The organism is Comamonas testosteroni, from assembly GCF_014076415.1.
GTDB lineage: Bacteria > Pseudomonadota > Gammaproteobacteria > Burkholderiales > Burkholderiaceae_C > Comamonas > Comamonas testosteroni_F.
Genome location: NZ_CP043568.1, coordinates 3,922,835 through 3,945,865, shown reverse-complemented (window position 1 = coordinate 3,945,865; position 23,031 = coordinate 3,922,835). Strand labels below are relative to the sequence as shown.

General features: G+C 61.1%; 26 protein-coding genes. 8 read left to right on the top strand and 18 right to left on the bottom strand.

What is annotated here, in order from left to right; translation table 11 throughout:
* Positions 1-19 precede the first annotated feature (19 nt).
* The 7 genes from F0P97_RS18160 to F0P97_RS18130 form a co-directional block, all read right to left on the bottom strand.
* The gene (locus tag F0P97_RS18160) at positions 20-937 is read right to left on the bottom strand and encodes a ZIP family metal transporter (protein WP_182283392.1); all 918 of its coding nucleotides are present in this window, start codon (positions 935-937) and stop codon (positions 20-22) included.
* Positions 938-940: 3 nt separating this feature from the next.
* Entirely contained in the window at positions 941-1,576 is a 636-nt protein-coding gene (locus tag F0P97_RS18155) for a superoxide dismutase (RefSeq protein ID WP_182283391.1), read from the bottom strand.
* A gap of 32 nt (positions 1,577-1,608) precedes the next feature.
* Complete coding sequence (locus F0P97_RS18150; RefSeq protein ID WP_182283390.1) at positions 1,609-2,112, bottom strand: hypothetical protein; 504 nt, start codon at positions 2,110-2,112, stop codon at positions 1,609-1,611.
* Positions 2,109-2,609, bottom strand: coding sequence for a DUF2325 domain-containing protein (locus tag F0P97_RS18145; RefSeq protein ID WP_182283389.1), 501 nt, complete (start codon positions 2,607-2,609; stop codon positions 2,109-2,111). The genes F0P97_RS18150 and F0P97_RS18145 overlap by 4 nt, the downstream gene beginning before the upstream one ends.
* Positions 2,610-3,062: 453 nt before the next feature.
* Positions 3,063-4,304 carry an MFS transporter gene (locus F0P97_RS18140; protein WP_182283388.1) on the bottom strand — a complete coding sequence of 414 codons (1,242 nt, stop codon included), beginning with the start codon at positions 4,302-4,304 and terminating at the stop codon, positions 3,063-3,065.
* Between the two features lie 216 nt (positions 4,305-4,520).
* Entirely contained in the window at positions 4,521-4,874 is a 354-nt protein-coding gene (locus F0P97_RS18135) for a hypothetical protein (RefSeq protein ID WP_043004078.1), read from the bottom strand.
* A 144-nt stretch (positions 4,875-5,018) separates the two neighbouring features.
* Positions 5,019-5,711 carry a Bax inhibitor-1/YccA family protein gene (locus F0P97_RS18130; protein WP_182283387.1) on the bottom strand — a complete coding sequence of 231 codons (693 nt, stop codon included), beginning with the start codon at positions 5,709-5,711 and terminating at the stop codon, positions 5,019-5,021.
* Positions 5,712-5,903: 192 nt separating this feature from the next.
* Between F0P97_RS18130 and F0P97_RS18125 the strand changes: the two genes are divergently transcribed.
* Positions 5,904-6,311, top strand: coding sequence for a GlcG/HbpS family heme-binding protein (locus tag F0P97_RS18125; protein WP_003053536.1), 408 nt, complete (start codon positions 5,904-5,906; stop codon positions 6,309-6,311).
* A gap of 201 nt (positions 6,312-6,512) precedes the next feature.
* Here F0P97_RS18125 and hemP read toward each other — a convergent pair whose 3' ends face one another.
* The 8 genes from hemP to F0P97_RS18085 form a co-directional block, all read right to left on the bottom strand.
* Positions 6,513-6,722, bottom strand: coding sequence for a hemin uptake protein HemP (gene hemP / locus F0P97_RS18120; RefSeq protein ID WP_182283386.1), 210 nt, complete (start codon positions 6,720-6,722; stop codon positions 6,513-6,515).
* Positions 6,723-6,973: 251 nt separating this feature from the next.
* Positions 6,974-7,390 carry an ExbD/TolR family protein gene (locus tag F0P97_RS18115; RefSeq protein ID WP_182283385.1) on the bottom strand — a complete coding sequence of 139 codons (417 nt, stop codon included), beginning with the start codon at positions 7,388-7,390 and terminating at the stop codon, positions 6,974-6,976.
* Positions 7,391-7,393: 3 nt separating this feature from the next.
* Positions 7,394-8,116 (bottom strand): MotA/TolQ/ExbB proton channel family protein, encoded by a 723-nt coding sequence (locus F0P97_RS18110; protein ID WP_003069935.1) that lies wholly within the window; start codon positions 8,114-8,116, stop codon positions 7,394-7,396.
* 23 nt (positions 8,117-8,139) lie between these two features.
* Positions 8,140-8,868, bottom strand: a complete 729-nt coding sequence (locus F0P97_RS18105) for an energy transducer TonB (RefSeq protein ID WP_182283384.1) — start codon at positions 8,866-8,868, stop codon at positions 8,140-8,142.
* A 144-nt stretch (positions 8,869-9,012) separates the two neighbouring features.
* Positions 9,013-9,306, bottom strand: a complete 294-nt coding sequence (locus F0P97_RS18100; protein WP_034358951.1) for a (2Fe-2S)-binding protein — start codon at positions 9,304-9,306, stop codon at positions 9,013-9,015.
* A gap of 95 nt (positions 9,307-9,401) precedes the next feature.
* Positions 9,402-10,529 (bottom strand): alpha-hydroxy acid oxidase, encoded by a 1,128-nt coding sequence (locus tag F0P97_RS18095; protein ID WP_182287243.1) that lies wholly within the window; start codon positions 10,527-10,529, stop codon positions 9,402-9,404.
* 145 nt (positions 10,530-10,674) lie between these two features.
* Positions 10,675-11,355 (bottom strand): Fe2+-dependent dioxygenase, encoded by a 681-nt coding sequence (locus F0P97_RS18090; protein WP_182283383.1) that lies wholly within the window; start codon positions 11,353-11,355, stop codon positions 10,675-10,677.
* A 312-nt stretch (positions 11,356-11,667) separates the two neighbouring features.
* Positions 11,668-13,944, bottom strand: a complete 2,277-nt coding sequence (locus F0P97_RS18085; RefSeq protein ID WP_182283382.1) for a TonB-dependent receptor — start codon at positions 13,942-13,944, stop codon at positions 11,668-11,670.
* Between the two features lie 375 nt (positions 13,945-14,319).
* Here F0P97_RS18085 and F0P97_RS18080 point away from each other — a divergent pair, with 375 nt between their 5' ends.
* From F0P97_RS18080 to F0P97_RS18060, 5 genes are all read left to right on the top strand, one after another.
* On the top strand, positions 14,320-14,970 hold the full coding sequence (locus tag F0P97_RS18080; RefSeq protein WP_182283381.1) for a PepSY-associated TM helix domain-containing protein: 651 nt from the start codon (positions 14,320-14,322) through the stop codon (positions 14,968-14,970).
* Between the two features lie 28 nt (positions 14,971-14,998).
* Positions 14,999-15,520 carry a DUF2271 domain-containing protein gene (locus F0P97_RS18075; RefSeq protein ID WP_182283380.1) on the top strand — a complete coding sequence of 174 codons (522 nt, stop codon included), beginning with the start codon at positions 14,999-15,001 and terminating at the stop codon, positions 15,518-15,520.
* Positions 15,521-15,725: 205 nt separating this feature from the next.
* Complete coding sequence (locus F0P97_RS18070; protein WP_182283379.1) at positions 15,726-16,526, top strand: DUF4198 domain-containing protein; 801 nt, start codon at positions 15,726-15,728, stop codon at positions 16,524-16,526.
* An 86-nt stretch (positions 16,527-16,612) separates the two neighbouring features.
* Positions 16,613-17,731, top strand: a complete 1,119-nt coding sequence (locus F0P97_RS18065; RefSeq protein ID WP_232537984.1) for an FAD:protein FMN transferase — start codon at positions 16,613-16,615, stop codon at positions 17,729-17,731.
* The gene (locus tag F0P97_RS18060) at positions 17,728-19,131 is read left to right on the top strand and encodes a sulfite reductase subunit alpha (protein WP_182283378.1); all 1,404 of its coding nucleotides are present in this window, start codon (positions 17,728-17,730) and stop codon (positions 19,129-19,131) included. The genes F0P97_RS18065 and F0P97_RS18060 overlap by 4 nt, the downstream gene beginning before the upstream one ends.
* A 103-nt stretch (positions 19,132-19,234) precedes the next feature.
* Here F0P97_RS18060 and F0P97_RS18055 read toward each other — a convergent pair whose 3' ends face one another.
* Positions 19,235-19,618: a helix-turn-helix domain-containing protein gene (locus tag F0P97_RS18055; protein WP_182287241.1), complete on the bottom strand. Its 384-nt coding sequence runs from the start codon at positions 19,616-19,618 to the stop codon at positions 19,235-19,237.
* 105 nt (positions 19,619-19,723) lie between these two features.
* Here F0P97_RS18055 and F0P97_RS18050 point away from each other — a divergent pair, with 105 nt between their 5' ends.
* Complete coding sequence (locus tag F0P97_RS18050; protein ID WP_182283377.1) at positions 19,724-19,984, top strand: helix-turn-helix domain-containing protein; 261 nt, start codon at positions 19,724-19,726, stop codon at positions 19,982-19,984.
* Positions 19,985-20,571: 587 nt separating this feature from the next.
* Here the strand turns inward: F0P97_RS18050 and F0P97_RS18045 are convergent.
* The gene (locus F0P97_RS18045; protein ID WP_003053560.1) at positions 20,572-20,880 is read right to left on the bottom strand and encodes an SWIB/MDM2 domain-containing protein; all 309 of its coding nucleotides are present in this window, start codon (positions 20,878-20,880) and stop codon (positions 20,572-20,574) included.
* A 278-nt stretch (positions 20,881-21,158) separates the two neighbouring features.
* Here F0P97_RS18045 and rraA point away from each other — a divergent pair, with 278 nt between their 5' ends.
* A complete protein-coding gene (rraA, locus tag F0P97_RS18040; protein WP_182283376.1) occupies positions 21,159-21,674 on the top strand; it encodes a ribonuclease E activity regulator RraA in 516 nt (171 codons plus the stop codon).
* Between the two features lie 16 nt (positions 21,675-21,690).
* Here rraA and F0P97_RS18035 read toward each other — a convergent pair whose 3' ends face one another.
* On the bottom strand, positions 21,691-22,602 hold the full coding sequence (locus F0P97_RS18035) for a DMT family transporter (protein ID WP_182283375.1): 912 nt from the start codon (positions 22,600-22,602) through the stop codon (positions 21,691-21,693).
* Positions 22,603-23,031: the final 429 nt, after the last annotated feature.

Genomic DNA, 23,031 nt, shown 5'->3' with positions numbered 1-23,031 from the left:
TGCGCCTGCGCGGCGCAGTTCAGCCGCCAAGGGACGTATCCAGAATCATCATCAGCACAAAGCCCAGCATGAGTCCTGTGGTGGCCCAGGCTTCATGGCCCTTGCGGTGGGATTCCGGAATGATTTCGTGGCTGATGACAAACAGCATGGCCCCGGCGGCAAAGCCCAGGCCCCAGGGCAACAGCATGGTGGAGCTGCTGACCACGATGGCGCCGATCACGGCGCCCAGAGGCTCGATCAGCCCTGTCAGTGCGCCCAGCACTACCGCAAAGCCTCGGGTATAGCCAGCAGCCAGCAAAGAGGCTGCGACCACGAAACCCTCGGGTACATCCTGTATGGCAATGCCCAGCGTGAGCGAGCTGGCGCGCAGCCCCTCGTTGGCAGCATAGCCCACGCCGATGGCCAGACCTTCGGGCAGGTTGTGAAGGGTGATGGCAATCACAAACAGCCAGGTGCGTCGCAGCTGGCGCGCATGGCTGCCTTCGCGGCCTTTGATGAAATGCTCGTGCGGCAGCAGGCGGTCCATGGCCAGCAGGGTGGCACCGCCGAGCAAGATGGCGACGCCGATCAGGGCACCACCCAGCCATTCGCTGCTCCCGCTCGGGGTGACTGCCCTGGCGGCTTCCAGCCCGGGCAGAATCAATGAAAAGGCGCAGGCAGCCAGCATCACGCCTGCGCCAAAGCCGAATAGAGTGTCCTGAGTCCGCTCGGATGGATTTTGGGTCAGCAGCACAGGCAGAGCGCCCAGCGCCGTTGCCAGCGCCGCCACGCTGCCGCCCAGCAGCGCATTCAGTGCTGCTGGATTCATCTGCAGCTGCTTCCAGGCCATGGATGCAAGCACCAGAGCGCCTGCAGCGGAGATCAGCAGCCCGAGCCGGGTTCTGAGCGGCAGGGGCGGTTGGCTTGAAGATGTGCTCTGCAGTCCGTCCTGGCCCATGGTTCAGCTCCTGCTAGGCTGGGTGGCGGCAGCGAAGCGGCGCGCCACTTCATTCCAGTCCACGACGTTGTAGAAAGCAGCGATGTATTCGGGACGTCGGTTCTGGTATTTCAGGTAATAGGCATGCTCCCAGACGTCCAGGCCCAGAATCGGCGTGTTGCCGCTGCCAATGCCAAGCATCAGAGGGTTGTCCTGATTGGCGCTGCTCTCCACATGCAGCTTGCCGCTGCGGTCCACACCGAGCCAGGCCCATCCGCTGCCGAAGCGGCTGATGGCGGCCTTGGTGAACTCGGTCTTGAAGTTCTCGAAGCCTCTCAGGTCCCTGTCAATGGCTGCCGCAAGAGCGCCCTGTGGCAGGCCACCCCCTTTGGGAGACATGACTTGCCAGAACAAGCTGTGATTGGCATGGCCACCGCCATTGTTGCGCACGGCCTGGCGAAGCGGCTGAGGCAGCGATTCGATCTTGACGAGCAGATCGTCCAGCGGCCATTGCGCATACTTGCTGCCTTCGAGTGCCGCGTTGAGGTTGTTGACGTAGGTCTGGTGGTGCCTGGAGTAGTGAATCTCCATGGTTTGCGCATCGATATGCGGCTCCAGCGCTGCGTAGTCGTAGGGCAGTGGAGGCAGGGTATAGCTCATGAGTAAAAGCCTTGGCAGTGAGGGAGAGGGAGTCAGTGCAGCGATGAATGCACGGACTCGAAGCTGGCAAGGCGGGACTGCCTGTCGCTGGCGGGGTGGGTGAGAAGAGGGGCGGATGTCGAGGCGCAGACGCCTGCGGCTGCTGTACCGTGCTCGGCCCGTGCGGCCAGGAGCTGGGGCAGATGACGGTATATCGCCAGGCTCAGGGACTGCCTGGTGGAGTCCTGCTGCAGAAATGGCATCAGGGCTTGTTGCGCCTCATGCAGGCATTCATATGCTGCTCCCGGCCGATCTGCTTCGGCGAGGGCATCTGCCAGATTCAGGTGGGCAACGACAAAAGCGGCGATGCGGTCATCGTCGGCAATATCGCCGGGCTCTGCGACCAGCAACTGCAAGCCAAGCTGTTGTGCATGCCGGTAGTGTTCAAGTGCTGAGAGATGTCGAAGCTCCCGCGTTGCCGTCAGCGCCGTGCAAGTGTGCAGCTTCCAGGCAGACAGCAAATCTGCAGCCCAGGTGTTTCCTGTGCCGTGGCTCATGACGCACCCTCGATGCAGGCTTGGGCAGCAACGACTTTTCCATCCTCTCCTGATGGGTGAATGCGTACCACCCGCAAGGCTGTCGGCTGATCCACCAGCAGGCAGGTCTTGCCGGTGCGCTTGCAGTGATCTTTTACGCGCCAGTAGGCTCCGTCGCTGATGCAACCTGTCTGGCAAATCACCAGGTCGGCGGCGTGCAGACTGGCTTCCAGGAGTTGTTGCTCGGACAGGGCCTGGCTGTCGGCATCCTCGACCAGAGGCCAGTCGACGCCGGACGTTGCCTGTTCAGCTGCAGGTTGAGGTTCTTGCTGCAGCAGATTCAGTGCCATCGCCTGGGCCAGGGCGTTGCGCTGTTCACGTTCCCAGGCAAGAGCGCTGTCGCGGACAATGACCTTGGCCCTGAGGTGCACAAGCTGCCGCTTGAGCGCCTCCACTTCGCGTGCCAGCGATTGCATCTGTGCCGTGCAGCGGGTCTGCACTTCCATATAGGTCAGCATGAGGGCCTCATGCTCAAGGCGTATTTGGTTGAAGTCATCATCTGGCACGGCAGTCTTGTCCCCATGGTTGAGAGCACAACAGAACTCGTCGCTGGGATGCGCGTATGTGCAGCTAAGAATGGAATCAATAATTCATAAATATAAATGAGAATGGTTTGTATTCAATGTCCACAAGGAAAATATGACATCCAGATCAGCATCATGAGACTGGCTGGGAATTGTGGGAAATGGCTGCCGTCAGACCCTTGGTGGAAGAGGCTGCGGAGGAAATGCCCGTGCGCCAATGGCTTGGACATGGTTCTTGCGGCCCTCAAATGCGACCTTGGTGTGCGTCAGCTGCATGGGGCTGCGAACCGTCGAGCCCAGGCACAGCAAGGATTGGACCTGGGTGCAGTGCGCAGCAGCTCGGCGCAGATGGGCGGTGCTCGAAAGCGCCCGGCCGTCAACCGCTCTTCAGTGCTGGGCCACTATTGCCTGTGGCGTCGTCGGCCGCGTGGGCCACAACATGGCCAGCACCGATAGCAGCAGCAGGGCGATCAGCGCATATGGTGCACCCGGGTCGATGTCGTAGACCAATGTGCCCACCAGCGGCCCGAGGACCATTCCCATTCCGTGTGCTGCGCCCACCGTGCCAGCGGTGGCGCCTTGCTCGTTCCCATTCACCGAGTTGGCGGCCAGGGCAGTCACGGCCGGGAACACCCATCCCATGCCTGCGGCAGCGACGAAGTACGCAGCCCACAAGGCCGGCTGCGTGGTGGCGAAAGGCACTGAAGCGAAGCCTGCTGCGGACACCACGACGCCGATGCTGATCAGCCGCTGCGGTGGCCAGCTCAGGCTGCGCACCAGCAACTGGGCCAGGATCAGGGCCACTCCGACCACCGCCAAGGCAATGCCGGCGGCGCGCGCCGCTGCCGTGGCGTCCAGGTGCAGGCGGTCGAGCGCGAAGAAGCCCACGATCACCTGCGCCACCGTCACGCTGAACATCGCTGCGAAGGCTGCGGCGAGAGGGCGGCGCAAGCGCTTGTCGCCTATTCTCAGCGGCGTGGCATCCGGCGCGGCATGATGTTCGGTACGTGGCAGCCAGCGCCACATCACGGCAAGCGCGGCAAGAGGCAGCATGGCCGTGATGAACAGCGGCAACTCCAGGCTGTGGTTGGCGAGCATTCCGGCAATACCCGGCCCGGCCACCATGCCCATTCCGCTCGCGGCTCCCAGTCCTGCCATGGCGGATGCGCGCTTGTCAGCAGACACATGGTCCGCGACCAGCGCAGCCCCCGTGGCCGGCACGGCCGCGTAAAAGCCGACGGCGCTGCCCCGCAGTACCACCAGCCCCGCAAAAGCCACCCAGACCGGCGGCGGTTGGCGCAGTGCCAGCACGATGAAGACACACATCGCCGCATAGCACAGCACGAAGCCGCCAAGCCCCAGCAGCATGATCTTGCGGCGCCCGAGCCTGTCACTTGCCGCGCCCCAGCGGCGCGCGAGCAGCACCCAGGCAATGCCGCCCACCGTCACGGCCAGTCCCGCCTGCCAGGGCGACAGCCCGAGCACCCGGCTGATCGGGCCGATCAGCGCCACGAAGGACATCATTGCCAGTGTGCACACCAAGGTCTCGAACATCAGCGGTTTCATGCTGAAGGCCGCTGCAGTCCGCGCAGGACAGGGAGCAGTGTCGGGGTCTGGAGTAGTGCTCATGAGATTCCTTGGTAGCGCCGTCAGGCAGGATTTAGAGCATATTAAATGATAATCAATTGCATTTGAAGTATTGGCCGCCCCCTGAGCCAGCCCTGAGGTTTGCGGAGCAGGTTGATGCCGCTCGGCGACGGCCTGCCAGGGTCATGGTGAAATGAAAAAAGCCGCAGCGGTTGCTGCGGCTTGTACGGACGATGGCCGGGGGCGGCCATGGATGTCTCAGCTGCGATTGCGGCTGCTGCCGTTGTCGGGCTCCGCAGCGCCGCGTTTCTCGGCGGCACTCTGTCCCAGCACGGAGGGTACGCCTTCGATCTTGTTGGAGCGCATGTATTCATCCATGTCCTTCCAGCCCGCAAACACCAGCGCCTTGGGTGCCTTGGGGTTGAGAACGTAGCAGTCTTCCAGTCCGCGCATGGCGTGCCTACAGGCGCCGCCAATGGCCTTGGCTTCGGATTCACGCGCCACGGTGCGTGGATCAGGGCCCAGGCCCGGAATGTCTTCGATCTTGCAGCCTGCCAGTACCAGAGGCAGCAGGGCAATGGCAAGTGCGCGGGGAAGGTGGTTTGACTTCATCTTGTTTGCTTATCGGCAGCGGCAGCCGGGAATTTAGGCCATGGCTGAAATTTCCATTGCGGCGATGGCCGCGCCCGACATCAGATTACTGCAAACAAAAAGGAGTGCGCAAGGCACTCCTTCTAGACTGGGCAGCCGCGAGGCTTAGTCGCGATCGCCGCCCATGATGCCCAGCAGGGCCAGCAGGCTCTGGAACACGTTGAACAGGTCCAGATACAGGGCCAGGGTGGCGCTGATGTAGTTGGTCTCGCCGCCGTCGATGATCTGCTTGAGGTCATACAGCATGTAGGCGGAGAAGATGCCGATGGCCAGCATGGAGATGGCCATCATGCCTGCCGTGGAGCCCACGAAGACATTGATGATGGCGCCTACCATCAGCACCAGGGCGCCCACGAACAGGAACTTGCCCATGCCCGACAGGTCGCGCTTGATCACGGTGGCCAGCATGGCCATCACGAAGAACACGCCAGCGGTACCGGCAAAGGCCGTCATGATCAGCTGAGTGCCGTTGGAGAAGCCCAGAATCATGCCGATCAGGCGCGATAGCATCAGGCCCATGAAGAAGGTGAAGGCCAGCAGCACGGGCACGCCAGCGGCGCTGTGCTTGGTCTTTTCGATCGCGAACATGAAACCGAAGGCGCCGGCCATGAACACGATCAGGCCCACGCCGCCCGTCAGCGCGCGAGTCATGCCAGTGGCTACGCCCAGCCAAGCGCCCAGCACGGTGGGGATCAGGCTGAGTGCCAGCAGCCAGTAGGTATTGCGCAAGACACGGTTGCGCTCTTGCTGCGAGACACCGTAGCCCGCAGAGCCCAGTGTGGTGACTTGTTCGTTCATGTAGCCATTCCTCCTTCAGGAATCGTGTGTTGAAACATTGTCATTCTAGGTGGGGGTCTTGAGAAGCCTTTGCAATACCCCGTTGCAATGCGGCAGTTTTAGGATGGAATGTTTTTCACATCGCATCTACTTTTGCCTGCAAAGTACAGAATATGCTTGCTGCATTGACAATCCAACGGAGCTTTTTATCTTATGAAGACCAAGCACGAACTCGAACTGGCCGATGTGAAAGCCATCGCTGCGGCTGCCGAAGCTGAAGCACTGAAGAACAACTGGCCCGTGACGATCTCCATCGTGGACGACGGCGGCCATCTGCTGCTGTTGCAGCGCATGGATGGTGCTGCTCCCATCTCTTCCCATATCGCCCCTGCCAAGGCACGTTCTGCAGCCGTGGGCCGCAAGGACACCAAGGCTTTTGAAGACATGATCAACAACGGCCGCACCGCTTTCCTGAGCGCTCCGTTTGTGGACGGCCTGCTCGAAGGTGGCGTGGCCATCGTCAAGGATGGCCAGGTGCTGGGTGCCGTGGGCGTCTCCGGTGTGAAGGCCAACGAAGACGCACAGGTTGCCAAGGCCGGCATCGCAGCCCTGGGCCTGTAATTGCTGACTCTGCCACTGCGGTGGCAGAGACCAAAACAGAACCCCTGCCGCTTGATGCGCGCAGGGGTTTTGTTTTGGCGGGTTGCGAATGAGGAAAAAACGCGTGGCTATGTGAAGTGTGAGCACAAGAGAGGGCAGGTGCTCTACAACGACGTTGGCTGGCGAATCGACACTTGCGGTGTCGCCCCACGATGAAACGGTCTATTTGGTCAGGATGAGCTTGCCCAGCTTGGTGGCCTGCAGGCGATAGGGCGTGCCGTTGTGCAGGATGGTGACTGCCTTCTGGCCGTTGAGCAGCAGGGCGCTGTCCAGGCCCAGGCTGGAGCCGGCAGCGGCTGAAGGGTTTGCAGCAGCCATGGAGGAGGTGCTACGGTTGTTGGGCTGTGAGGTCGCAACAAGCGGTGCAGACATGCCGTGATTCCTTAAGATCAAAAACTGGTGTAATGATAACAATTCTCAATTGAAAAGCAAGTGATACTTAGTCTCATTCGCAAAAAACTGCCATTTATTTTTCATATGGAATCTGGCCAGCCGCATCTGAGGATTTTTGGCTGCGGTCCATCAGCAGTCTGTGCCTATGCCGAGCTGCTTGAATGCGGGTTCGATGCTGGTTCCACAATAAAAAACGGCCCTTGTGAGGGCCGTTTTTTGCAAGCATGGGCTTATTTGGAGGGATCGGTCACAAAGCCGATTTTCTTGACGCCAGCGCGCTGGGCGGCGGCCATGGCCTGGGCCACGCGCTCGTAGCGCACTTCCTTGTCGCCGCGGATATGCAGGTCGGGCTGGGGTTCCTTGGCGGCCTCGGTCTGAAGATTGGTCTCCAGCTGCTCGTCGCTGATTTCCTGGCCGTTCCAGGAATATTTACCGTCGGCCGTGATGCCCAGCTGCACGGTGGCGGGCTTGGTGTCCTCGGGCTGGTTGGTGGCGCGGGGCAGGTCCACGTTGACCGAGTGTTTCATCACGGGCACGGTGATGATGAAGATGATGAGCAGAACCAGCATGACGTCCACCAAAGGCGTCATATTGATCTCGTTCATCACATCATCGCTGTCCCCATCGTCCATGGTTCCGAATGACATGGCTTAGGCGCCTTTCTTCAGGGGCAGCACATTGCCAGAGACCTGGCCGTCCACGGAAACGCGGGCACCGGTCACGAAGTAGGCGTGCACGTCGTGGGCGAAGCTGTTCAGCGCATTCAGGATACCCTTGTTGCCACGCACCAGAGCGTTGTAGCCCAGCACGGCGGGGATGGCGACGGCCAGACCCAGGGCGGTCATGATCAGCGCTTCGCCGATGGGGCCGGCAACCTTGTCGATGGATGACTGGCCGGACATGCCGATGGCCACCAGGGCGTGGTAGATGCCCCAGACGGTGCCGAACAGGCCGATGAAGGGAGCGGTCGAGCCCACGGAGGCCAGAATGGCCAGGCCGGATTGCAGGCGGGCCGTGAATTCGTTGATGCCGTTGCGCAGGCAGCGGGTCACCCAGTCGCTGATGTCCAGCGTGTCATGCAGGTGGACGCTGGTCTTGCGGTGGTGGGCGGAGGCTTCGCGGCCTTCGAGCACCATGAAGCGGAAGGGGTTCTGCTTGTCGTCACCCAGCTTTTCCAGGCCAGTGGCCAGATCGGGGCTGTGCCAGAAGTCCTGCGCCTGGGTGGCGAACTTCTTGAATTTCACAATATCCAGCGCCTTGAGAATGATGACCAGCCAAGAGGCCACCGACATGACCAGCAAGATGATGGCCACGCCTTTGGTCACGAAGTCGCCCTGTGTCCAGACGTGGGCAATGCCGAATTGGGATTCCATGGGTACTCCTGAGAACTGCAGATTTATTTGAGAACAAAGTTGATGGGCACGATGTGCCACATGGGTTCGGCCACGCCGTTGCGCTTGCCGGGGACAAACTTCCACTGGCGCACGGTGTTGACGGCGGCGTCATCCAGGCGGTCAAAGCCGCTGGACTGCTTGATTTCGATTTTCTCGGGCTGGCCCTGTTCGTTGATATAGACGCGCAGCAGCACCTTGCCTTGTTCCCCCATGCGCTTGCTGACTGAAGGATAAGCGGGAGCGGGGTTGTTCAGATAGGCAGCATTGCTCGATGGCTGCTCGATCTTGGGCGGGGCCGGTGGTGCGGGAGGCGCAGGCGGAGCCGGAGGTGCGGGGGGCGCGGGTGGCGCTGGCGGTGTCTTGTCCGGTTTGCTGTCGCTGTCCTCCAATGCCCCCTGAGGTGCAGCCGGTGCCGGTGTCGGGTCCTTGATGGCCTTGGGCAGCGGAGCCTTCTTGACCTCGGGCTTGGGCTGCGGTTTGGGCTCGGGCTTGGGTGCTGGCGCCGGAGGCTTGGGAGGAGGGGGAGGGGCCGGCGGGGCAGGTTCGGCAGCCGGCGGTGCCACAAACTGGGCGATCACGCTGGCGGGAATCACTATCTCTGGCGGCTTTTGCTGTGCCAGGCCATGCTGCATGGCCCACAGGGCGGCAGCGTGCACGACAACCACAGCACCAGCAACTGCCATATTGCGGCTCGGGCCGCTGGCAGGTGCAAATCGATCAGACTGGGACATAAGAACGAGAAGAGCAACCAGCGCAGGCTGGGATCAGAAAGGAGAAGCGCTGGTCAACCGGCAATAGCAGGCGCAGGAAGCAGGGCACGCCGACAGGATCGCATCATTCACGCAGGATCCACCAGGTGCATACCATCACGAGAATCAGACTGCCAAAGACGGCTGAGAGGACGGAGAGGTGGGCCATGCTTTGCTTTCCAGAATGTTGGTGGCAAGCTGAACCGTCTGCACCGACGCGCAGGATTGCGCTTCGTTGTGGATGGCCGCGATCGGATGGCTTGCACTGCACTGGGCGACGACATCGCGTGCGCAGCCTTCGCAGCGCCCGCATTGTGTGGCAACACCCAATTCAAACTGGATTTCGTCAAAGCTCATCCCCGCATGCGCGTGGCGTGCTATTTCTCGGTCAGAAACCCGGCGGCATACACAGACGATCATGGCTACAGGCAGTTGTTGCTGGCTATTGATGTAATAGGCGGAGTATAAATGAGAATCCATCGCATTTGCAATGCATGCCACCAAATTACGCACAATCAGCAAGTGGTTAAAAGCCGGGGGGCGATCTGATCGAGGCTGGCGCAGCCGGTCTGGGCCATGGCCAGCTCCAGCTCGGCGCGCAATAGATACAGCATATGTGCAACCCCCAGCATGCCGGCAGCCGCCAGGGCATGCATTTGCGGCCGGCCCAGCAGCACGGCACTGGCACCCAGGGCGATGGCCTTGAGTACATCGGTGCCCTGGCGAACGCCGCCGTCCATCAGCAGCGGAATATGGGCAGGCGTGGCCGCGCGAATGGCAGGCAGCACTTCGAGGGCGGAAACGGCGGTGTCCAGCACTCGCCCGCCATGGTTGGAGACCACAATGGCATCGGCCCCCAGCTCCACGGCTTGCGCGGCGGCGCGGGCCGAGAGCAGGCCTTTGACGATCAGGGGCAGCCGGGTTTGCTGACGCAGCCAGACCAGGTCGTCCCAGGTGGGCACGCCTCGGGCCAGCTCGCTGCCGAACAGAATGTGCTCGCTCATCAGATCGCCGCTCTGCCGTTGCTGGGGCATGCCACGCAGATTGACGGCCTCCACGCCTGGCGGCAGCGGGTAGCTGGAGCGCTTGATATGGGCGTCCACCGTCCAGACCAGGGCCTGATAAGCGGCATCTTCGGCGCGGCGAATCAGCTGCAGCGTATGCTCGCGCGTTGACTGCTGGTAGAGCTGGAACCACAGTGGGCCGCTGCGCCCCAGCTCCTGCGCTGCAGCTTGCGCGGCCTGGGCGATTTCCTCCAGCGTGCAGCTGGATAGGGTGCTGACCACCATGCCGGTGCGCATGGCCATGGCCGCTCGCGCCGTGGCGAGTTCGCCTTCGGGATGCGCCAGCCGCTGATAGGCAACCGGTGCCAGCAGCAACGGCCAGTCCAGACTCTGACCCAGAAGGCTTTGCCGCGTATGCGCGGCGGACAGATCGGCCAGCGGCTCAGGGCAGAGACGGATGCGGTCGAAGGCCTGGCGGTTGTGGCCTAGGGTCAGACCCTGGTCCGCACCGCTTTCCAGGTGGGCCCAGGCCTGAGCCTCCATATGCTCGCGGGCCAGCCGGGCGTAGTCCGCCAGGGAGCCTATCTGCGCGGAAATCTGCGTCAGTGGCGGTTTGACGGGCTGGCCTGCGGCATTCAAAGGTTCAACAGTCATAAATCAAGCCGGTTGGATGGGGACAAGGCAGCAAAGCAGAGGCATGGCTCAGTGGGGTAGCCAGCGAAGGCAGCCCCGGCAAAGGCTGCAGACCCCCTTGAGGGGAGGCGGCAAAGCCGCTCAGGAGGGGCTAGCTTTCAGACCACATGCGCAAGAGATTGTGATAGGTACCCGAGAGGGCGGCGATGCGCGGGTGCTCGGGCTGCTCTTGCGTGAGTTGCTGAATGCTCTGGTCCAGATCAAACAGCAGACGGCGCTGCTCCGCCGACTTGACCAGGCTGTGCGTCCAGAAGAACGAGGCATAGCGCGTGCCGCGCGTCACGGGGTTGACTCGGTGCAGGCTGGTGCCGGGGTAGACGATGGCGTCGCCGGCGGCCAGCTTCACGCTTTGCTGGCCGAATGTGTCTTCCACGATCAGCTCGCCGCCTTCGTATTCGTCGGCATCGCTGAAGAACACCGTGGTGGAGACATCGGTTCTGACCTTGATGGCCGTGCCCGGAATGGTGAAGAAGGCGTTGTCGATATGGTTGCCATAGGTACCTCCGCCCTCATAGCGATTGAAGCGCGGTGGCAGGACCTTGAGCGGCAGGGCTGCCGACATGAACAGTGGGTTGCGGCCCAGTCGGTCCAGGATCAGATCGCCTATCTGCTGGCCGGTCTTGCTGTCCAGCGGCAGCTGCAGATTGCGCTTGACCTGCGCGGCCACATGACCGGCCGTGGCCTTGCCGTCCTGCCAGCTGGCGGCTTCCAGCGCCTGACGGCAGTGGCGTACTTCATCGGGAGTGAGCAGGCAGGGGATGCGTAGCAACATGGCGGAAGTGAGGCGATATCTATCTGTTGATGATCTGGGTTACATCATTAACCATAGCTGGTAGCGTTTGATACCTATAGCTTTCAATGACTTATTGGCTTGAAAACATTTATGGAAAAGTGCTACCAGCTATGGTTTTGATGGCGAAGATCAGGCTTTGCGAGCCAGCGGCAATGCGCTTGACCCGCCAAGTGTGCATGTAAAAAGCCCCGCTGGCATCAGGAATCTGCGGGGCTTCGGGGCATGGTTTGCAGCCAGGCTGCGCCAGATCAAGCGCAGGCAGGACTGTCATTGCTCCTGTCAGTACATGAATTAGTACGTGAACTTGAGCGAAGCCACGGCAGAGCGGCCGGCGCCCATATTGGCGTAGTGGGGCGAGCGCACGCCGGTGTAGTACACCTTGTTGCCCAGGTTGTAGACGTTCAGCTGGAAGCTCAGGTTCTTGTCGATCTGATAGGCCATCATCGCGTCGTAACGGGCATAGCCGGAAGCGCCCTTGGTCACGATGCCCCCCTTGCCTTGAATGTAGCTGGCAGCAACGTCGCTCTGAGCATAGATGCCCAGACCCAAGGTCAGCTTGGCCATGGGCTTGTAGCTGGTCCACAGGCTGAAGCTGTGCTTGGGCGTGTTGTAGAAGGGCAGGCCATTGCGAACATCGTCCTTGCCCATGTTCTTGAATTCGCTATCCATATAGGTATAGCCGCCGAACACGCTCAGATTGGACAGGATCTGGCCGGTAAAGCCCAGTTCGATGCCATTGACTTCCTTGTTGCCGCCCATGTACGTGCCGGTTGCATCGCTGATGCGCACATTGGTCACTTCATTGCGGAAGACTGCGGCAGTCAGGTTCAGCTTCTTGTCCAGCAGGTCCCATTTGGTGCCCAGCTCGATGGACTTGGTCTTTTCCGGCTTCAGGCTGATCAGCGCATCTGTGGTCGTGGTCAGGTCCTCGCTGCCGTTGCCCAGAGTCGAGCCACCGGGGCGCGAAGAGGTGCCGATATTGGCGTAGATGCTGCCATTGGATGCGGGCTTGTAGACCACACCCAGCTGGTAGTTGAACATCGTATCGCTGCGGCTCAGGTCATACGCCGGGTAGGCGCTGGCGCCACGGCCGCCGGCGGGGCCGGAAGCGTTGAGCTTGTAGTGGTCCACGCGCAGACCGGCATTCACCAGCCATTGCTCGTTGAGCTTCAGAGTATCAAAGCCGTAGACAGCAATGGTGTCGATTTTGTTGACGGTGGATTGCGCAGGCAGTGACCAGGCAAAGTTCCAGGGGGCATTGGCGCCGCCGGGGTTGCTCAAAGTGGTGCACCAGGGGTCGGACACCGAGGTGCACACGCCGGTGCCGCTCTGGATTGCGCCGGAGCTGCCGTCGGCCTTTTCCTTGGACAGTTCCAGGCCGAAGGCATAGCTGTGGCCGATGGAGCCGGTCTGTTCCTTGCCGGTAAATTCGGTCACGTTCTGCAGCGTGGTGGTGTCATAGACACGATAGTTGCCACGGCGCCAGACATAGCCATTGAGGGCATTGCCCTTGGAGTCGTCGGGCTGTGTCCAGACATAGTCCTGCTTGGTCTTGCTGTAGCGCAGGCTGTTGCGGATCTTGTTGGTGTCGGTGAACTTGTGGGTGACCGAGGCCGTGAACAGATCGCTCTTTTCCTTCTCATAGTCACGGTTGTTCAGACCATACCAGTTGTCGCGGCTGTTGCCGTAAGTGGGGCGAATCTTGGAGCCACCGGGCAGTTGCGTTGCGTTGGTTGAACCGGCTGCGTTGACACCGTTGCTATACAGATAAGGCACGCCGCCGTCGGGGGTGTTGTCGGTCTGCAGATGCTGCCAGGACAGGGTCACTTCGGTGGCTGTGCCCATGCCGAAGGTCACGGTGGGGGCAATGCCCCAGCGCTTGTTGTCAGGACCGTTGCGGCCAGGAACGTCGGCACTGTGGCCCATGGCGTTCAGGCGAATGCCGGTGGTCTCGTTGATCTTGCGGTTGATGTCCAGCGTGCCGCGCAGATAGTTGTCGGTGCCCAGGCCCACATCGCCGGAGATGAAGTTCTCGTTCTTGGCCTTTTTGGTGGTGATGTTGATGGAGCCACCAGCGCCGCCACGACCGGCATAGGCCGAGTCCGCGCCCTTGATGACTTCCACGGCTTCGACGTTGAACAGCTCGCGGGTGCCGGAGGCGATGTCACGCATGCCGTCCACAAAGGTGCTGGACTGGGCGTCCATGCCGCGGATGAAAGGCTGGTCGCCGGTGGGGTTGCCGCCTTCGCCGTTGCCGAAGGTGATGCCGGGGGTGGAGCGCAGGGCATCCTGCAGGCTGGTTGCCCCCGTCTGCTTGATGATCTCTTCATTGATGACCTGAACGGTCTTGGGCGTGTCCAGCAAAGGGGCGGTGAACTTGCCTTGAGGGCTGGCTTCGGTCTTGAAGCTGGCGTCGGCGGTGGCTTCCACATTCACGGTGGACAAGGTGGTTTCCTGCTGAGCCATCGCGCTGGCGCCAATCAGGCACAGGCCTGCGGCAATCACGATTTGCTTGAGCTCGCAGCGCAAGCCGTTGGAGTCGGTCGGGGTCAGATGGTTGTTGGACATGCTTTTGATGAAGAGTCGGTTTTTTGAAAAAGCGTGCGGATTCTAGGTGATATTGATAATAATTCTCGATACCATTCAATAATGAGTGCCGGCAATCTACGTTTTGTTGCAGTACGGCAACAGACAGGCTGTCTGGATAGGTGGTGCTGGTCCTGCCGATCTATGCAGCCACGAGTTTTCAAGGTGGCGTAAACGCCCTGGCCTTGGGTGGGCGCTTTGTTTACGTCAAGTAAAGTAAATAAAAGTGAGATGCATTTAGAATTTGCACAACTAGAATGCCGCCTTGCTGTGCAAGCAAGGCCTGGCCTTGTGGCGCTATGTCCCAAAGGTCGGCTCGGCCCGGCCCGGCGGCAACGCAATCCCAGAAAGTTCTGAATGACCGCGGCTTCCTCCAACGCCCCGCAGCGGGCGTACTGGCTCAAAAAATTACATGAGTGGCACTGGATCAGCTCCGCCATCTGCCTGATCGGCATGCTGCTGTTTGCCGTGACGGGATTCACCTTGAATCACGCCGGGCAGATCGAGTCCAAGCCCAGGGTCGAATCGCGTGATGCGCAACTGCCTCGGGATTTGCTCGAAAAACTGCAGCAAGCCCAGAGGCAGGGCGTGGAAGCGGCGGACAAGAATGCCGTGGGCTTGCCTGCCGAGGTGGATGGCTGGCTGGCTCAGCAGATCAAGGTCAGTGCCGAGGGTTTTGCCGTGGAGTGGAGCGAAGACGAGGCCTATGTGCCCATGCCGCGCCCGGGAGGCGATGCCTGGCTGCGTGTGGATCTGAAGGAGGGCTTGGTCGAGTACGAGAAGACCGACCGGGGCTGGATCTCCTACCTCAACGACTTGCACAAGGGGCGCAATACGGGCGGAGCCTGGAGCCTGTTCATAGACGTCTTTGCGATTGGCTGCCTGGTGTTCTGCATCACGGGTCTGCTGATCCTGAAGATGCATGCACAGCGCCGGCCCATGACCTGGCCCATGGTGGGTCTGGGGCTGGTGCTGCCGGCCCTGCTGGTTCTGCTGCTCGTGCACTGAGTCCAAGAATTTTGTGAAGGAAGAGAAAATGGCGAAGCGGATTTTCAAAACCTCGGTGGCATTGAGCGCCGTGGTGGGCCTGCCGGCAATCGCCGGCGGCATGAATGTGGCGGTGACCGTGCCCCAGTTGCAGGTGGCCGAATACCACAAGCCCTATGTTGCTGTGTGGCTGGAAAAGGCCGATGGTGGCGTGGCAGCCAATCTGTCCGTCTGGTACGACGCAAAGATGAAGAATGCCGAGGGCACCAAGTGGCTCAAGGACATGCGCCAGTGGTGGCGTCGTACCGGTCGCGAGCTGAGCTTTCCCATCGACGGCGTGACCCAGCCGACCAAGCCCGTGGGCACCCATGCGCTGTCTTTTGCCGAAGGCAAGAACCCGCTGCCCCAGCTGGCTCCCGGCCAGTACAAGCTGATGGTGGAAGCCGCGCGTGAAGTCGGCGGCCGCGAGCTGGTGTCCATTCCCTTCGAGTGGCCCGTCAAGCAGGCCACCAGCCTGAGCGCCAATGGCAGCACCGAGCTGGGCGCGATCAAGCTGGAATTGAAGCCTTGATCTTGATTCTCACCCCCTGAGGGGCTTTGCCTAGGCTGCCCCGCCGCTTCCCCCTCTCTCGCTTCGCGGGAGGGGACGACACGCTCGGTGCGGGGCGGCCCTTCCTTGGTGTCTCTTGCCTGCGTAGCGCCAGTTTTAGGGTGTTGCTTGGCCGTCACACCTCTCTCTTTTGATTTGTCACCCTTTTTGTTCTCAAGGACCCGATATGAAGTTCAAAACACGTGCTCTCGCTGCAGCCGCTCTGGCTCTGACCGTACTGGGCGCCCAGGCGCATGATCTGTGGTTCAAGCCCTCCAGCACCGTGCTGTCCAAGTCCGACTGGGTGACGGTGGATGCCGCTGTGTCCAACGATGTGTTCTTCTTCAACCACCGCCCGCTGGGTCTGGAAGCCGTCAAGGTGACCGCGCCCGATGGCGCAGCCGTGGAAATGAAGAATGTCGCCAAGGGCGAGTTGCGCAGCATGTTCGACTTCAAGCCAGAAAAGACCGGCACCTACCGCGTCACCATGCTGATGACCGGCGTGATGGGCGGCTACAAGGATGCCAACGGCCAGCCCAAGCGCCTGCGCGGCTCGGTGGAAGAAGTGCTCAAGCAGATTCCTGCCGATGCCAAGGAAGTGCGCGTGACCGAGAATCTGCGCCGCATGGAAACCTTTGTGTCTCTGGGCAAGCCTTCGGCGCTGGCGCTGACCGGCAAGGGCCTGGAGCTCAAGCCCGTGACCCACCCCAATGACCTGGTGGCCAGCGAAGAGGCGACCTTCGAATTCCATCTTGACGGCAAGCCCGCCGCCGATCTGGAACTGGAACTGGTGGCTGATGGCATCCGCTATCGCGACGGTGTGGACGCCATGAAGCTCAAGACCGATGCCAAGGGTCAGGTCAAGATCAAGTTCCCCCGTGCAGGTCTGTTCTGGCTGAATGCCGATGCCACGGACAAGAAGACCAGCATTGCCAAGGCAACAGAACGCCGCCTGGGCTATATCGCGACTCTGGAAGTCCTGCCTTAAGCGTTGGCGCTTGATGGATGAATACGCGCGCCCGATCCGGGCGCGTCGTTGTTTTCGCTGCTGTTTTCGCCGTTGTCTGGATGCCCATGCCCACCCCCCCCCGCGTACGCTTTGACGCCAGTCTCTGGCAACTGCCCTCGTCGGCGGCACAGAGTCAGGCTCGTCCCCGGACGCCGGCGCCGGACTTCGGCGTGCAGCGCTGGAGACCTGCAAGCCTGCAGCACCAGCAGGACGGGCGCATTCACCGCCTGTCCGGCCAGACCATGGGCACGCACTGGTCGCTGCGTCTGGTCAATCCCGATTACCTGCCCACGGAGCCGGTGCAGGCCCTGCTGGAGCAGGTGTTTGAGGATGTCATTGCCCAGATGAGCAACTGGGAGGCGGATTCGCTGATCACCCGGTTCAATCGTTCAAGGCCCGGTGAAATATATGTTCTGCCTACGGAGTTTGCTCAGGTACTTGAAGCGGCCTTGCATTGGGCAAGGCTTTCAGGTGCGGCGGTGGACCCCTGCATGGGAGCGCTGGTCTCGCTATGGGGGTTCGGGCCGCGCCAGAACCCGCTGCAGCCGCATTCGGGGCAGGCACCGCCCAGCGAGGAGATCGAGCGCTTGCTGAAGAGCAGCGGCCATGGTCATCTGCGCTGGAATGCGCAAACCCGGCAGTTGCAGCAGAGCGGTGGTCTGGAGCTGGATTTGTGTGGCATTGCCAAGGGCTTTGCCGTGGACTGGGTAGTGCAAAAGCTGCAGGTCGCAGGCTGGGCGGCGGGCATGTTCGAAATCGGCGGTGAGCTGCGCAGCTGGGGGCAGCGCCCTGATGGGCGGCCCTGGCGGGTGCAGCTGGGCACGGGCGGTTCTGCCGATGCCGAGTCGCTGGTCGTGGCCTGCAGGGAGGGCGCCTTTGCCACCTCGGGCGATTTCTGGCATCAGTTCACGCAGGCTGGCAGGCGCTACTCGCATACGCTGGATCCGCGCACCGGCTGGCCGGTGACACATGATCTGGCCAGCGTGACCGTGTTCCATGAGGAATGCATGCACGCCGATGCGCTGGCCACCGTGCTCACGGTGCTGGGTCCGCAGCAAGGCATGGACTTTGCCCGTGAACATGAGATTGCAGCCGTGCTCACATCGCATCTCGCATCCGATGGCAATGAGGCCCGCAGACAGGTGCTCAAGACACCGGCCTGGATCAACCAATTTGAGGCATGACAGTGGAATGGATTTTGACGCCGGAGCGCATCTATGGGGCTATGGGTTTGGTCACGGCCTATGCAGGCATGTGCTGGGGTATTGGCACCAAGGTACGAAAGCAGCGCCTGGCCGATGAGGCCGAGAGCAATGTCTCGCAGGGAGATGCTGCTGCGCCTGCCGTCCTGGTCGCCTATGCCAGCCAGACGGGGCAGGCCGAGGCTCTGGCCCGGGCCACGGTCAAGATGCTGGTCGATGGCGGTCTGCAGGTGCGGCTACTGCCCGTCGAGAAGCTGACGACCGAGATGCTGCAGCAATATGCACACAGCCTGTGGCTGCTGTCCACCACGGGCGAGGGTGATGCACCCGACCATTCGCTGGGCTTTGTCCAGCAGCTCATGGCCACGCCGCCTGCGCTGACCCGGCACCAAAGCCTGGTGCTCGCGCTGGGTGATCGTGAATACCAGGAGTTCTGTGCGTTTGGTGTGCAAGTGCACGAGTGGTTGCAGACCAGCGGCGCGCGCAGCGATCTGGTCTGCGTGGACAATATGGATGCCTCGAGCTTGCAGAGTTGGCAGACCCAGGTCGCTCAGATGCGGCAGGGCTTGCTGGGCGAGTCTGCGCCAGCCCAGGAGCTGGATTCGGACTGGTTGCAGACGCCGGCCAGCATACCTTTTGTGCTCAGTCGGCGGCGTTTGCTCAATCCCGGCAGTCAAGGCGGGGCGCTGTACCTGCTGGAGTGGACGCCGCAGTCCGGCGAGCTGCCGCGGTGGGAGTCGGGCGATCTGGTGTCTCTGTGCGTGCCTGCCGACCCTGAGCGTGCGCGCGACTATTCGATCGCCTCGATCACGGCCGACAGCAGCCTGCAGCTGCTGGTGCGCGAGAGCACGCGTGCCGATGGTTCACCGGGCCTTGCGTCGCACTGGCTGTGCTGCGGCATGGCCGAGGGGGATGTACTGCCGCTGACCTTGCGCGAGCACCGAGGCTTCCGGCTCGGTGACAACGCCGGGCGACCGCTGATTCTGATAGGCAATGGCTCAGGACTGGCGGGTCTGCTAAGCCATATCCGGGCGCGTGTCCAGCAAGACTGCAATGATCAATGGCTGTTGTTCGGGGAGCGCAGCCCTCGGCATGACGCCATCTTAGGCGACCAGTTGGCGGCCTGGGCGGAGCAGGGGAGGCTGGCGCGTCTGGATCAGGCCTGGTCGCGCAACGGCAAGGACTCTCGCTATGTACAGGATCTGCTGCGCAGCCACGCAGAGGAGGTGCGGCAATGGGTGGAGCGTGGCGCGGCCATCTATGTTTGCGGCAGCCTGAACGGCATGGGGCAGGGCGTACATCTGACGCTGCAGGCCATTCTGGGCGAGGCCAAGGTGGCCGAGCTGTTGGGCTCGGGCCGCTACCGGCGAGATGTTTACTGAGCACGTCCAGGCGGGGGATGGCAGCAGGCGCTGTCACCGTCCTGGAGCAGACCTGCACCGAATCCTTCCGGTGCCGCACCGCTGGGACATCGGGCAGGACGGATCAGAGGGCGTCTTCACCCGATAGATGTGGGGGCTGCTTGCGGTCTTCGGCGGAGATGGCATGGGCCGCAGACAGCAGTTCTGCGGATCGTATGAGGTGCTGTCTTCCATCCGCGTTGCACCTGCGATACCGGTGGAGGAGGCGGAGTTCATCCTCTGACAGAGCCTCTGCAGGGTGAACCGCCGGTGTGCGGTGTCCTGCCAGCACATACAACAGGTCCACTCCGTGTGCGCTTAGCGCGGTCATCTGAAAGCCATCCGGCGCTGTCTTGCCGGATTCCCAGGAAAAAAGAGTTTGCTTCGTAGTGCCAGCAAGTGCAGCGAAGGCCGGCTGGCTCATGCCCAGCCGGTTTCTTTCTTCGCGCAGCCGTTCCCCTAGGGTCATAAAAACTTGTCCAAGATCTATTGCATGGGAAAGAAATCTTTCCCATAATTCTCCAAAAGCACGACGACGTGCTTTCACCTAAATAATTAGGCGAAAGGCTACCAGATGCATCCCGAGCAAATCAAAGCGGCGCTGCGCATGAAAGGCATTTCCCCCACGGCATTGGCGTCCGAAATGCGCGTGGCCAACAGCAGCGTGTCGCAAGTCATCAGCGGTCGTGCGGTATCGGCCCGCATTCGACAGCGCATTGCAGAAATCACAGGCATGCCCGTCGACATGCTCTGGCCGCCTGTCAACGAGCGCCATGCACTGCGCTGCACACGCCCAGAAGGCGCGGACGCGCGTATCGCAAGGGGGGCACCATGAGTCGCACGGCGTGCCGCAATCACACCGCCCTGCGCGGCAGGGGAGGAATTCAATGAGCTTTGGAATTGCAGCACTGATTTTCTTGGCCGGTCTCCTCAGCGGATGTCTCATGGGTATTGCCGGCGTCGTGACGGCGTTGGACGGTTACTGAGGGACAGCGCTCGCTTGGGCACCTCCCATGACCGGGGCTGCCGGGGAGGCGTTCGCCGCACCGAAATCCGAACCCGCGCACGCGTCTCCATGTCTTTGGAGCCCATGTACTGGGTGCTCGGCAGCTGCAGTCTTGCAGGCCTGTGTGGTTCAGGGTGGAAGCATGGCGGGGCACGATGCCGGAGATAGCCCGGGGTGAGCTTCGTGAGGGCTGCGCCAATCGGTGGGCCGCGCGGTTGTCGGAAAGACCTGCTGGCTGCTTCCGTCCTGACCAGCGTTCGCGGCCGTGATTCCGTCGGTGTCGAGACCGAGGCATGCACGCATGCATTGCTGCGGTGCAGCAGCCCCAGTCGCGCCGGCCTGCACGCGACACTTGCCTCAGAAATACAAAAAGCTGGCTCGGGCCAGCTTTTTTGTGGTCAGCGCAAGCGCAGTGCTTACTTGACGTGCTTGCCGATCAGGCCGGCCATCTCGAACATGGAGACTTGGGGCTTGCCGAAGACTTCCTTGAGCTTGGCGTCAGCGTTGATCATGCGCTTGTTGGCTGCGTCTTGCAGGTTGTTGGCCTTGATGTAGACCCACAGCTTGCTGATGATTTCAGTGCGGGGCAGGGGGTCCTTGCCAACCACGGCAGCCAGAGCGGCGCTGGGGGTCAGAGGTTTCATGAAGGCAGCGTTGGGGGTGCGCTTCTTAGCGGCGGGAGCTGCTGCCGGTGCTGCAGCGGGTGCCTTCTTTGCAGTTGCCATATTGCTTATTCCTAATTGGGTAGTGGACTTATCACCAGCGAAATACAGCTGCAATCCACTGGCTGAGTCTGATGCTAATGGCAAAAAATCGCTCTTCCAAGCTAGTGGGCTGTTTTTTTGCCTCGATTTGTTGCTCTCAGGCCCTTTAGTGTCCGTTTTCACGGGTTTTTCCTCGAGAGTGTTGTGAAAAAGTTGCTCCCTGTGTGTGTCCGCTGGTGCTTGTGCTATGTCGGGTGCTCAGGGCAAGATGCGGGAAACTTGGTTCTGTGGAGATTTTCATGAGCGATTCCTCGGCTTCTCTTGGCTTCAGCACCTGCGATTTGTGCGATGCGCACATCAGCGACGACAGCAGCGATTTCCGTGTGCTGCCGCCCGTGTTCCACAGCTATGGCGGGCATGTCAGCTTTACGGGGGAGGTCAGCACCGTGCAGTGTCTGGATGACAACAGCCTGGTGCGAGCGGCGCTGGCCGAGCCGGGGGGTGGTCGTGTGCTGGTGGTCGATGGCGGCGGTTCGCTGCGCCGGGCTCTGGTGGGGGGTAATGTGGCGACATCAGCGGCCCAGAACGGCTGGGCCGGGGTGCTTGTCTATGGCTGCGTGCGTGACGTGGCCGAGCTGAAATCCACGCCCGTGGGTCTGTATGCGCTGGCGCTCAACCCCATGCCTACCGTCAAGCAAGGCCAGGGACTGCGCGATGTCTATGTGCAGATCGCAGGCCTGTGGATTCGCCCGGGCGACTGGCTGTATGCCGACGCCGACGGCGTTGTGCTGAGCCGCCGCAACCTGCTTTCCTGATTGAAATCGATGGCGCCTAGCGCCTGATCTGTAATGAACCGGGCCAGGTTGCAATCACAACGCTGGTCAGGGCAATGCCGAAGGCCAGCAGTTGCATGCTGCCGATGCGCTCGCCCAGGGCCAGCATACCCACCACAGCGGCGCTGATGGGCAGCAGGACGGTAAAAATTCCGGCTCGCGATGCGGGCACGGCGCGCAGCCCTGTCATCCACAGCCACACCGTCCAGACACAGGCGGCCAGGGCGTAGAACAGCAGCAGACCCCATGCAGGCACCGAAACCCGGGAAAAATCAAACTGCCAGGCCAGATACAGCCCGGCGGGCGTGGAAAGCACGAACCCCCAGAGATTGATCAGCGCCGTAATGCGCTTGGGGCTTACGCTGGCGGTGAGCTTTTTGCCGATCACGGCATATGCGGCCTCGCACAGCACGGCGGCAATCAGCAGCAACTGACCCAGGCCTTGCTGAGGGTGCGGGGCAAGGCTGCTGCTTTCGGTCTTGCTCAAGGCATTCAGCCCTATGCCGGCCACTGCGAAAACAATGGCTGTCCATGTACGCGCGCCAACGGCTTCGCGCAGGAAAAGCCAGCTCATGATGGCGACTGCGGCAGGAATGGCGGCCATGGTCACGCCCGCCGTGACCGCACTGGTCAAGGCCACGCCGCTGATCATGCAGAGCGTGAAAAGGAAATTGCCGAAGAAGGACTCAAAAAACAGCAGCCACTTGGTCTGTCTGGTCAGAGTTGTCTCGTGCGCTGGTGGCCTGAGCCAGCCCAGCATGGCCACGGCTCCGATGCCAAAGCGCAGCCAAGCCAGCAGCATGACCGGAAAGATGGCAGCCAGAGGCTTGGACAAGGCCACATAGCTTCCTACCAGAGACATGCTGAGCGCCAGGCAGAGATAGGCGATGGGGCGGCTGGGCGTGTGCATGGCGAAATGGATTTCAATGACAGGAGAAGGTGATGCAAAGCAGTGTGGCAGGGCTGTTGCATGCATTTGACCCAGAGGAGGGAACTGTTGTTTTTTGGTTCTCGCCGCCTTGGGCGCTGTGTCTTTGTCGTGTCACCTGTTTTTGTTCAAGTGTCTTGGCCTGTCTCGTGCCGGGTAAATGAGCAGATCAAGGCAGGCGTCGGGACTTTTTTCGTACTGCGTTTGAAGGATGCCGACTCCGGTGACCGTGCTTGCGCAAATTTTTCATGAAGCAAGATTCCGATTTCTTATTATGAAAAATGTAAATGTTGCGCTGCCGCAAAATTTCTCAATATGAGAAATTCGTTTTCTTATTGTGAAAAATAAAAATAAGACATTGATTTTATTGAATATAAATTTCAGTCTTTTATAAGACATAAGACTCTGTGG